The sequence below is a fragment of the bacterium genome, from assembly GCA_024224155.1.
Lineage (GTDB): Bacteria > Acidobacteriota > Thermoanaerobaculia > Multivoradales > JAHEKO01 > CALZIK01.
The window spans coordinates 1-11,147 of record JAAENP010000576.1 but is presented as its reverse complement, the minus strand read 5'-3'; the positions used below and the strand labels follow the sequence as shown (position 1 = coordinate 11,147).

General features: G+C 63.9%; 8 protein-coding genes. 4 read left to right on the top strand and 4 right to left on the bottom strand.

What is annotated here, in order from left to right; translation table 11 throughout:
- The coding region (locus GY769_26200) for a S8 family peptidase (GenBank protein MCP4205418.1) at positions 1-976 on the bottom strand (976 nt) is incomplete at its 3' end.
- 1,169 nt (positions 977-2,145) lie between these two features.
- On the opposite strand from GY769_26200, the gene GY769_26195 reads away from it, so the two are divergent.
- From GY769_26195 to GY769_26185, 3 genes are all read left to right on the top strand, one after another.
- Positions 2,146-4,428 carry an EAL domain-containing protein gene (locus GY769_26195; protein ID MCP4205417.1) on the top strand — a complete coding sequence of 761 codons (2,283 nt, stop codon included), beginning with the start codon at positions 2,146-2,148 and terminating at the stop codon, positions 4,426-4,428.
- Between the two features lie 92 nt (positions 4,429-4,520).
- Complete coding sequence (locus tag GY769_26190) at positions 4,521-5,363, top strand: SPFH domain-containing protein (protein ID MCP4205416.1); 843 nt, start codon at positions 4,521-4,523, stop codon at positions 5,361-5,363.
- Positions 5,364-5,388: 25 nt separating this feature from the next.
- Positions 5,389-5,568: a hypothetical protein gene (locus GY769_26185; GenBank protein ID MCP4205415.1), complete on the top strand. Its 180-nt coding sequence runs from the start codon at positions 5,389-5,391 to the stop codon at positions 5,566-5,568.
- A 246-nt stretch (positions 5,569-5,814) separates the two neighbouring features.
- On the opposite strand, the gene GY769_26180 is transcribed toward GY769_26185, so the two are convergent.
- Together GY769_26180 and GY769_26175 are read right to left on the bottom strand one after the other, a co-directional pair.
- A complete protein-coding gene (locus GY769_26180; protein ID MCP4205414.1) occupies positions 5,815-6,105 on the bottom strand; it encodes an arsenate reductase (glutaredoxin) in 291 nt (96 codons plus the stop codon).
- Positions 6,106-6,178: 73 nt separating this feature from the next.
- Entirely contained in the window at positions 6,179-8,824 is a 2,646-nt protein-coding gene (locus tag GY769_26175; protein MCP4205413.1) for a hypothetical protein, read from the bottom strand.
- Between the two features lie 107 nt (positions 8,825-8,931).
- Here GY769_26175 and GY769_26170 point away from each other — a divergent pair, with 107 nt between their 5' ends.
- Positions 8,932-10,206: a hypothetical protein gene (locus tag GY769_26170; protein MCP4205412.1), complete on the top strand. Its 1,275-nt coding sequence runs from the start codon at positions 8,932-8,934 to the stop codon at positions 10,204-10,206.
- On the opposite strand, the gene GY769_26165 is transcribed toward GY769_26170, so the two are convergent.
- Positions 10,203-10,889, bottom strand: coding sequence for a DUF2461 domain-containing protein (locus GY769_26165; protein ID MCP4205411.1), 687 nt, complete (start codon positions 10,887-10,889; stop codon positions 10,203-10,205). The genes GY769_26170 and GY769_26165 overlap by 4 nt on opposite strands.
- Positions 10,890-11,147: the final 258 nt, after the last annotated feature.

Here is an 11,147-nt window from a genome sequence, read left to right as displayed (position 1 = left end):
TGTAGGCGAGCTGGCCCTGGGCATTGACCGCGGGCCGGGCCGAGTCCATCAAGCGGCACTTGACCTCGTCGGGTGTGAGCCAGGGATCGGCCTCGAGCATCAGCGCGACCGTGCCCGGAACGATCGCGGCCGACTGGGAGGTGCCGGACATGTGGAAGTAGTCGTCACCGAAGAGCCAGCTCAAGAACATCTGTGCCAGCCAGCTCCAGGGGTCGATCTGCGCGAGCACGTGGCCACCCGGCGCGACGATCTCGGGCTTGACGAAGCCTTCGAAGGTGGGGCCGGCGCCGGAGAACGTGGTCAGAAAGTCGTCGTCGGCATCTTCGGTCACCGCGTCCGAGATAGCTCCGACCGTGACGACGTAGGGGACGTTCCCGGGAACGCCGATGGTCATGGGATCGGGGCCCTGGTTCCCGGCCGAGGCGACGACCACGATGCCGGCCTGCCAGGCGGCCATCACCGCCTGGTTGAGGGGGTCGTCCCAGTAGTGGGACTGTGGGGTGCCGCCGAACGAGAGGTTGAGCACACGGATGCCGTAGGCGTCCTTGTTGGCGACGACGAAGTCGATCCCGCGGATGACGTCCAGGTAGCGCCCGTGGCCCTGGGCATCGAAGGCCTTGACAATCACGAGATCGGCGTCGGGAGCGATACCGTTGTAGCTGCGGGGCTTTGCCCCGGTGGACTTGCGGCTGCTGGCGAGGACATTGACCACATGGGTGCCGTGGCCGTTGTCGTCATGAATGTCGCCACCGGCGATGCCGGTGATGGCGTCGAAGGTCGCCAGAATGCGGACATCGCGCGTGGTGTTCTTCTCGATCCAGTTCCAGCCCGAACCTCTGGCGGAGAGGCCGCTGTCGACCACCGCCACGGTTACGCCCCGTCCCAGGCCGCCCTGTCGGTGCAGGGTGGCGGCTTCGACGACGGTGGGGTAGACGGTGTCTTGAAAGGAAATGTCGTCGTCGTAATCGTTCTCGATTTGACCGGGCGTGCTGGAGTCGTCTGGGGCGCTGTCGGACCCGGGACCCGATTCGGAGTCGGAATCGTCACTGCCGCTGTCCGAGTCCGAGTCGCCGTTCGAATCGCTGTCCGAGTCGGAATCCGAGTCGGCACCGGAGTCCGAATCGGAATCGGAATCATCCGAGTCGTCGCTATCAGAGTCCGAGTCTGAATCAGAGTTGGAGCTGTTCGACTTGTTCGATTTGTTCCAGTAGCCCTGGGTCTCGACGCGCACGTCGTCATAGATCCGGATGCCCTCCATCTCGGTTATTTCGGCTCGCTGGTTCTTGGTGAGCTCGGCCCCCACCGCTCGAATGATCGCGAGCTCGTGAGTGACCTCAGCGCCGACGCTCTCGACCGCGGCCCGAGCCGCTTCGAGAGTCTGGGCCTGAACGATGACCGACTGGGCTGGAGCCTGCTCGCCGGCGGAGACGGCACCACAGAGCAGCAGTGCCAGGGTAGCGGCCATAGCGGTCCTGGCGATTCTGGCCCCTCTGATGTGAGGGGCCCTGGTCAGCTTGTTCGCTATCGTTCGAAGCAGGTTTTTGGTCGTCATCGCGCTGCGCTCCCGGTTCTGGCCCTCGACCTCTGAGCAAAAAGTGGCGCATTTGCCACAATTCGTAAGGTATTAGCGCAAAACGGGTGCCGTTCACGTATTCGAATAAGTGCATTGAAGGAGAGCTACTGCTCAGCTTTAGATTGCCGTTTCGGCTCGAATTTAGGGGTGCGGGGATGCTGTCGGAAAGGCCCTCGGATCGGCTTCCTGGATTTTGAGCAAAATCGGCGAGCTGAGCCAAAATTCGGTGCATTCAAGCGGCGCGAGGCCCCAGCCCCCGACTTTGAAGTCGTCGGGCGTCGCCCGGGCTCCGGGGAGAGGGGAATTTCACCCGGGGAATTCTGACCCGAAGGCGCGAGTTTAGGTTCCTCCCAGGATTTGTCTCGAGAATCTCGGTTGGGGCTCGAGGGGCATCCAACTCGGCACCGGATCGCGCTCATCTCCCGTGGATAGTGGGACTTAGGGTCATTGCCGAAGTTGCCAGAACCCGGCGGTGTATCGACTCGAGAAACATCGACGAGTGAGCAAGTGCGAATGGCACTGCGGTTGCCCAATGGGAGTGTCGTGACCGACTGCACGGAGGACGTCCAGGAATGACGCGTGACCTACGACAACAGCAATCCCGAGTTCTGGTAGTAGACGATGAGGAAGTGATGCGCATGGTCGCTCGGGAGTCGTTGGAGCAGGCCGGATTCGAAGTGGTCGAAGCGGAGAGCGGCATCGATGCCATCGACAGCTTCGCCGAGACCAGACCCGACATCGTTCTGCTCGACGTCAAGATGCCGTACATGGACGGATTCGCGGCCTGCCGCGAGTTGCGGTCTTCTCCGATGGGTAGACACACGCCGATCCTGATGATGACCGGCAGAGACGATGTCGAGTCGGTCAAGCGGTCCTATCAGGTGGGCGCGACGGACTTCGTTGCCAAGCCGGTGAACTGGCTGATTCTCGCCCACCGCATCGACTACATGCTCAAGGCCAACCGCGCTGGGGAGGAGTTGCGCAAGAGCCGGGGGCGATTGGCCAACGCCCAGCGCATAGCGCGCCTGGGTTATTGGGAGTGGAAGATCGACGACAATCGCCTGATCTGCTCCGGGGAGATGCACAGGATTCTCGGCGAGCGCCCCGGGAGCCTTACCGGGACTCTCGAGGATCTCACCAGTCGCGTCCATTCCGAAGACCGGGCCTTCGTCGCCGGGTATTTCAAGGACTTGCTCAGCTTCGGAGAGCCGCAGGACATCGAGTACCGCTTGGTCTCGTCGGACGGCTCTGAGCGCTATGTCGAGCAGCAGACCGAGATCGCGGACCAGGACGGCGGCAGGGCTCTGGTCGTAACGGCAACGGTTCGAGACGTTACCGAGCGCAAGAGCGCAGAAGAGAAAATCAAGTTCCTCGCCTACTACGATGGTCTCACCGGGCTGCCCAACCGGCGCTCGTTTCTCAAGCGGCTCAGCTTGAGCACGGTCGATCACTCAGAGACTGACCGCTCGGGAGCGGTGCTGTTTCTGGGGCTGGACCGGTTCGGCCGGGTCAACGAGACCTTCGGGCACAGCGCCGGCGACAAGCTGCTCCGGATGGTGGCCAAGAGACTGCTTCGACACCTGCGCTCGAGCGGCGCCGTCGGGCGGGACGGAAAGGCGAGGATGGGCGACTTCGTCGCCCGCTTCGGCGGCGATGAGTACACGATACTTCTTTCCGATCTGAAGACCGCGCAGGATGCGGCCACCGCCGGAAAGCGCGTACTGGAGATGTTCTCCCGCCCGTTTCAACTCGAGGATCAGGAGATCTTCGTCGGCGCGAGCCTCGGCATTGCGGTCTTTCCGAACGATAGCAATGACGCCGAAGCTCTCGTGGGGATGGCGGATTCGGCAATGCATCACGCCAAGGAGCGCCGCGGAAACGTGTGCCGGTTCTACGACGAGTCGATGAACGCGTCGGCGCTCGAGCGCATGAAGCTCGAGAGCGGTTTGAACATGGCGCTCGAGAACGGCGAGCTCGAGCTCTACTACCAGCCGCAGGTCGAGCTGGTCAGTGGCCAGGTCATGGGTATTGAGGCCCTGCTGCGCTGGAACCACCCCGAGTTCGGCCTGCTGGGTCCGGACAAGTTTCTCGACATCGCGGAAGAAACCAACCTGATCGCACCGATCGGGGAGTGGGTCTTGAGAACGGCCTGCAGACAGGCCCGGGAATGGCAGATGGAGTGTTTTCCGCCGCTGCGAGTGGCGGTCAATCTCTCCAGTCGTCAGCTTCTCCAGCCGGATCTGATGGAGAGGGTAGGGGCGATATTGGAAGAAACCGGGATGCCCGCCGAGCTCCTCGACCTCGAGCTGACCGAGGGAGCGCTGATGCAGGGCTACGAAGAGGCCACCGAGTGCATGTGGCGCTTGAAATCACTGGGAGTACGTCTTTCGGTCGACGACTTCGGAACCGGCTATTCCTCGCTCAGCCGGCTGGCGCGCTTTCCGCTGGACAGTCTAAAGATCGACAGATCCTTCCTTAAGGGCGTGCCCGGAGAAACCGACATGGAAGGAATCGTGTCGGCGATCGTCGCCATGGCCGACAGCCTCGGCCTCGAGGTGATCGCGGAAGGTGTGGAGCAGGAGACGCAGATCGACTTTCTGCTCAGCCACGGCTGCACCCGCTGCCAGGGTTTTCTCTTCTGTGAGCCCCAGCCGGCCGAACAAATTCGGACCGTGCTCGAGAATGGTGTGGTCGTGGAGGTTCCCGCGACGACTCCGGTCAAGATGCCGGCGCCAGTGCCTGAGAGGGTGCCGGCCCGGGCCCCGGCGCCGCCGTCCGATCGAGTTGCCGAATCGATCGACCGGGCGGTCGCGAGTCTTGTCGAAGGATCTCGCCTGCTCAGCGCCGTCTCTTGAGAGCTTGACCTTCTGATATCTACGGGATATCATTTAGATATCAATGGAGGTGCACTATGGCTCAAGTACAGAGAGAACGGGCGGTCTCGGCGATGTCTGGTTTTTTGGCGCTGTTCGTGCTTCTGGCGCTTCTTGCGCTTTCGATCTGGGGCTTCATTGGCGCCGCCAGCCGTGGCGACGTTTCGGCCATCGCAGGGTGGCTGTTGCTGTTCACGCTGGTAGCCGTGTGTCTCGCCGGTCTGTTCACGGTCCAGCCCAACGAAGCCCGGGTGCTACAACTGTTTGGGGCCTACAAGGGGACGGTTCACGATCCCGGCTTGAGGTGGGCGAATCCCTTCTATCTCAAGAGGAGGATTTCGGTCCGAACTCGAAACTTCGAAACCGGCAAGCTCAAGGTCAACGACAACCGTGGCAATCCGGTTCAGATCGGTGCGGTCGTGGTGTGGAAAGTCGTGGATACCGCGGAGGCGCTGTTCAACGTCGACGATTACGTCAACTTCGTGCACGTGCAGAGCGAAGCGGCGGTGCGCGGCCTGGCCACGAACTACCCCTATGATGCTCTCGAAGAAGGCGAAGTGACGCTCAGCGGCCATACGGCCAAGATCAGCCAGAAGCTTCGCACCGAAGTCCAGGAGCGCCTGCAGGAGGCGGGCGTTTCGGTTCTCGAAGCGCGCATCAGTCACCTGGCGTATTCGACCGAGATCGCGGCGGCCATGTTGCAGCGACAGCAGGCAAGTGCGGTCGTCGCCGCTCGAGCCAAGATCGTCGAGGGCGCGGTGGGCATGGTCGAGCATGCGCTCGAGAAACTTTCGGAGAAGCAGATCATCGAGCTCGACGAAGAGCGCAAGGCGGCAATGGTGAGCAACCTTCTCGTCGTTCTCTGTAGTGATCGGCACACGCAACCGGTGGTGAACACCGGCACGCTCCACAACTGATCGCTGCCGCCCGAGGAGGGCCTCTGTGGCAAGACGGAAGTCGTTTCTTTTGCGTATCGATCCGAAGCTTTTTGATGCGCTTCAGCGTTGGTCGAGTGACGAGCTGCGCAGTGTCAACGGCCAGATCGAGTATCTCCTGGTGCGCGCGCTGAAGGACTCCGGCAGGTACCCCAAGAAGGGTTGGAGCGATTTCGCCGGCTTGTAGGGGTCGAGCCCCGCTTGCCCTCGAGCGAAGCGAAGGGTCTCGACCGCCTGGCTCGAGCCGGCATCTCTGCGGCTGCGCGAACCGATAGCAGGCCGCCGGTGCCCTCCTTCCGCTCGCGCGGAGAGGCTTCGCTCCAGGAGGCACGCGGCCGGCCTGACATGTACAGTAGCGAGGTGTGAGGGCGTAGCGTTGCTTGTAGCGCTAGAGGGTAGGCAAAGGTCGCCTCACGCAACGCCGTGTGGCGGCTCAATCGACGAGCGAAAGCAGGTTCTCGACCGGTCTCCCGATCACCGCGCGGTCGCCAACCACTCCGATCGGCCGCTGGAGGAGCGTCGGGTGTGCGGCCATGTGCGCGATCAGGATGGAGTCGGGTTCGTCTCCCGAGAGTCCGAGCTCGCGAAAGGCCTTGTCGCGACGCCTCAGAACGTCCTTCGGCCCGACCTCCAGTAGGGCGAGCACATGTCGGATCTCGGCTTCACTGAGAGGCTCCTTGCGGTACTCGCGGTAGTCGAAGTCGATTCCGTGTTCTTCTAGCAAGGCGACCGCCTTGCGACAGGTGCTTCAGGTTCGGGTGCAGATGAGCTCGAGCATGGGTTTCTCCGAATCTCGGTCAAGGTGCGCTGGGGCCGAGTACGACGGCGTTCAGAAACAGACGGTTGGCGCCGCGCCAGTAGGCACGAAAGTTGAGGTCCTCGGCGAACGCGATCACTCGGCCGCGTCCCACTCGCTCCTCGTAGGCGAAAACGGCCCCCGCAAGCCGCTCTTCGTTCTCCGGCCAGAGATGGCCCGACAGACGGAGGGCCTCGCCCTCGGCGTACCGACCGACGACGCGCTGCTTTGCGTCCGGCGGTCCCTCGGGAGCCAGAAGGACCCGGTCGGAAGCGACCAGTGCCGGCAGGTAGCTGTCGTAGCCGGCCGCGAGCCAGGACTCGCCGTCCAGATCGACACGCACGAGGGCACCCGGCGCGGTGATCTTGTGCGGGAGCTCGCCTTCCTTGGCCTCGGCGTCCTCCTTTTTGTCCCGGTCGTAGAAAGAGCGCAGCTGAATGAGCGCGAGCCGCTCGCGGACGAAGTCGACGCTCGCGCCCAGGGCTACCAGAGTTCCACCGTCTTCGACCCAGCTCTTGATTCGCTCGATGCCTTTGTCTCCCATGCGGTGGGCGAGCTCTTCGGCGGAGAAGAGGTGTGGAAGAACCAGGACGTTGTAGCGGTCGAGGGGAGTCGAGGCCAGGGTCGAGACCCGCCGGGTGGAGGTCGGGATTCCGTATTGTTGGTCGAGGGTGTACCAGGCCCAGCCGAACGAGTAGCCGTGGACCGGTTGCTCGGCCAGGATCGCGATCCTCGGCTCCTTGACCACGAAGCTGTCGTCACCTGAGCCAAGCGAGGGGTAGCCTTCTTCGGAGAGGCCGGTGTCGACGCCCGCGACCTCGAGCTCGTAGCGTTCGGCGAGGCGGCGTAGGTCGCCCGCGACCGTGTCGTCGTTCTGGCCGGCACGAACCACAATCGAGCCGCCGGCAAAGGTCCGCTCGCCGACCCGTGAGGGTCTGAGGACGACCGAGCCACGGTGACCCGCCGCCTTGAGGTGATACAGCGCCGCGAGGCTCGCCGCTTGACCGCCGTCAATAACCCAGCCGTAGGTGGGATTCTCAGGAAACTCGCGCCGGGCGGTCGGGGTGCTCGAGACCTCGAGCGACGAGTCGTCGGTAGTCGAGTAACCCTCGATATCGAACAGCAGCGGCAGAGACCAGGCCGTGATGTCATAGAAGCGCGGGTTGCCGCCCCGGTCGAGCCGCTCTCTTGCCTGGGCGAGGAACTTCTCCGAGATCGGCAGGTCCGGTTCGAGCAAAACCCGGATCAGACGATTTCGCGGCTGAGCGGCCTCGACGACCCAAGTGCCGGCCGGAAAACGCTTGCGCCCGATCTCGGCTCCGGTACGGTCGCGAACATCGGCAAGCTGGACGTCGGCCGCGAGCCGGCCGACTTCGACGCCGTTTCGAGTCAGAAGCTCGGCGACCTCACGCACCAGATGGGGATCGCCGTCGGGCCCCAGCAGGTACCGCACAATTCCACGACGGCCGTCCTCGATGGCGTCTCGAGCCGCCTGGACGTATTCGGTCAGCAGGGCTTCTCGGCTCGTCGCCGCGAGCCGCACCGCCGCCCAGGCGGCGGTGTACTGCTGGCCGAAAGCGTCGGTCAGCGTGCGCACACTGTCATCGGCCCGCGTTATGGCCAGGCCGCGTGATGACCCCTGCTCGTAGAGCATGCCCACGGCGCCCTGATAGCTGCCATAGGAGGTCGTGTAGCCCGGGTAGAAGTAGTTGTAGCGCTCGCGCGTCATGTACTCGAAGCCGGCTTGATCGAAGGCTCGAGCATGGGCCTTGCCGAAGCGCGCGAACCAGCTGCGGGCGAAATCCGGGAAGTAGGGGCCGTACGGGTCGGTCGCGGGATCGAAATAGAACTCGACATCCGAGCCCATCTCGTGGAGGTCCACGATCACCTGCGGGCGCCAGGCCTGCAGCGTCGGGACTCGAGCCTGCGTTTCCCGCTGCGTGTGCGCCCACCAGTCGCGATTGGTATCGAAGAAGTAGTGGCCGGTGCGAAACGAGATTGCTTCCCAGAAGTTGAAATCATTGCCCCAATCGTCGCGCTCGGAGACGGGCGAGCTTCCGAGCCGGCGATGGTTGTGATGGGCGAAGGCGTCGCGGCCGTCGGGATTGAGCATCGGGTCGAGCAGGACGACGACGTTCTCGAGCACCTCGCGAGTCTCTTCATCGTCGCCCGTGACCAGGCGCTCGAGTAGCTTCAGAACCCCCTCGGCTCCGGAAAGCTCGAAACCGTGAATCGAGCCACCCAGCCAGGCAAGTGCCGGCTGGTCGGCGATGAGTGAGGTCGCGTCCGAGACCGAGAGGTTTCTCGGATCGGCCAGCTTCCGGGCTCGCTCTTGGATCTCTTCCAGCCGGCCATGGTTAGCCTCGGATGTGACGATCGCCAGCGGCAGCCTCCTGCCTTCCCAGGAACTGCCCTGATCGATCAGCGTGACTCTGGGGGACGCTTCGGCCAGGGTCTCGAGGTAGGCGACCATCTCTTGATGCACCGTGATTCTCCGGCCCTGTGGGCGCCCGATCACGGACTCGTAGGTCAAGTCGGACGCCTGCAAGGCGGCCGCGAGCAGACAGGCCGTCGGGAGGCTCAGCAGGAGCGCACGAACGGGACGGCTCGTGCGGCTCGTGCGGCTCGAGTGCGATGGGTCGGTCATGGCGAACCACTCCTCCTTGGATTCGAGGGATTCCAGCGGACTTCGATAGTCGATGAGGTGGGATGATACCGGTAGAATCCCGGCGCAGTGACTCGCCGGTGGAAGAAATGAAGTGGGACCGAATTTCCATGCGCCGCATCCTGGTATGGGTCGCCTGGGCTGTGGTGCTCGTCGCTGGCCTCACCGGCCTATTCGCCTGGCACTCGGCGCGTTCCTACGAGGAGGCGGTCCGAGGATTCGAGACGTACGTAGGCTCGGCAGACCATTGGGACTACTCGAGGGCTCCGGTCCCCGACGCCGAGAACGCCGTGGCTGCCTTCCGTTCCGCGGTGTCGGATGTCGAGTTGAACCAATGGTCCCGCGCTCCACAGCCGGCGGCCTGGTCGCCGGCCACCGAAGCCTCCGCCCGGGACGCTCTCGCGGACCACGCCGAGGCGATCGACGATCTGGCGGCGGCGTCCGAGCTCCCGAGCTGCGTCTGGCAGGCGGCGACCGAAGTGGACGCCGACGCTTCCTTCGAAGTGGACGCCGACGCTTCCTTGGCGGCGGTCAAGGCCGCGCGGCTGATTCGCCTTCTCGGCTTCGTCGGCGTCGTCGACGGCGACGACGGGCGAATCGCGGCCGCCTATCGCATCCTGGACACCCTCGCCGAGTGTCTGTATGCCCAACCGCACCTGTTCGGTTCGATCACCGCTGCGGCGGTGGAGCGATTCCGACTCGAGGTCGTCCAAGCCGCGCTCTCGAGTCCGGAGACAAGTGACGATCTGCTGGAGACCTTGAAAGTCGAGCTCGAGAGAAGCGCGGCGGTCGACCGGGTTGGATGGGCGATCGCCGCCGAAGGCGCGCTCGGACTTCGGTTGCTCAAGAAGGACCTACCGGGCCCGGCGTCAACCGGGCGCCGTCTCCTGCAAGCGGCGTTCTCTAAACGCGTCGCTGCGGCCCTGGCTTCGCGCTGGGTGGAGTTGAAAAGCTGGAGCGAGAGGCCGTTCGAGGAGCTGTTGAGCGAGACAAAGTTGCAGGGGGAGCCTGATCTGCCGGTGGCTGGAATGGTCGTCGACATGATGATGCCGAACCTACGCTCTGTCATCGTGACTCTGCGCACCAATCGAGCACTGATGGAGCTGGCCATATCCGCGATCGAGGCCCGGCGGTATGGCCGACGGCAGGGCGGCTATGCCGGAGTGGTCGACGACCGGTCCGGTATCGAGGTTCTGATCGAAGGTAACGGCTCGGCCGTGCTGATCGGCAAAGAGCTCGAGTCCCGGCTCCGGGCCCAGCTCGGCTCGGCTGGTGCCGGCCAGACTCCCGGGGCCGAGTCCACCCTGGATCTGACGGTTTGGCGTTTGCCGCCGCCGGTGCGCGAAAGCTCCCCCGGCGGCTAGTAGTCGACGCCCACGGCCTCACACAGAGCTTTGACGAAGGCGCTGCCGGTTCGGCACAGGTCGGTGTAGTGCGTCAAGAAGCTCGGGGCGGTGATGTCCTTCTGGCTGATCTTGTGGACGCCGATGAAGTCCTTGCGCTTCAGATCCTCGATCAGGGGATGGTCCGGATCGATGCCGCGAGGTGGGCGCTTGAGACTGTCGCCGGTCAGCTCGAAAGTCTCGCGAAAACGCTTGGCGCCGGTGGTCCCCTTCCAGCGGCTGGTGTTTTCGACCAGGAAGCTGCGGATCTTCTTGGTGGATTCGCCGTCCGGATGCCAGATGCCCACGCCGGCGAAACAGCTGCCGGGCTCGAGATGCAGGTAGAACCCCGGGGCATGGGCGTCCTTCCCGGCCTTGTGGCGGAACTGGATGCCGGTGTGGGTCTTGTACGGACTCTTGTCCTTGGAGAAGCGGACGTCACGGTGGATTCGGAAAAGCGAACCGCCCACCTTGCGCGGGTCGGCGCGAAAGTGTGGACTGATCTTTCTGAGTTGCGGTCCGAAGTCACTGATGAAGGTGCGAGCGGGCTCGCGCAGCTCGTCCTCGTAGCGTTCCTTGTTGGCCTGAAACCAATCCCGGTCGTTGTTGGCGGCCAGGTCCTTGAGGAACTTGAACAGGGCGGGGCTGAAGTGCGCTTGCGACATGTCGACCTCCTTTCGATGGCGGTCGGATTCTGGCATATGCGCTAGAGCCGGTCTCGGCCTAGCCGGCGCTCGAGCCTTTCGGCTCCTGCGATCCGGCGGGCTCTTGGAGAGGTCGCCTCGGGCGATTTGCGCGTCTCCTCGCTGCCGGCTGCGAAACGGAACCGTGATGCCGAGTCCCCCGCTGCGGTGCGGGCAAATCGCTTGTCCTCGTCTCCCCCTCCAGTCGCCACGCCGGATCCTCGCACCGCCTCAAACGGC

Bases quoted from the DNA above. Each gene is read 5' to 3' on its own strand.
- GY769_26195 (MCP4205417.1), top strand. From the start codon at position 2,146: ATGACGCGTGACCTACGACAACAGCAATCCCGAGTTCTGGTAGTAGAC.
- GY769_26190 (MCP4205416.1), top strand. From the start codon at position 4,521: ATGTCTGGTTTTTTGGCGCTGTTCGTGCTTCTGGCGCTTCTTGCGCTT.
- GY769_26175 (MCP4205413.1), bottom strand. From the start codon at position 8,824: ATGACCGACCCATCGCACTCGAGCCGCACGAGCCGCACGAGCCGTCCC.
- GY769_26170 (MCP4205412.1), top strand. From the start codon at position 8,932: ATGAAGTGGGACCGAATTTCCATGCGCCGCATCCTGGTATGGGTCGCC.
- GY769_26165 (MCP4205411.1), bottom strand. From the start codon at position 10,889: ATGTCGCAAGCGCACTTCAGCCCCGCCCTGTTCAAGTTCCTCAAGGAC.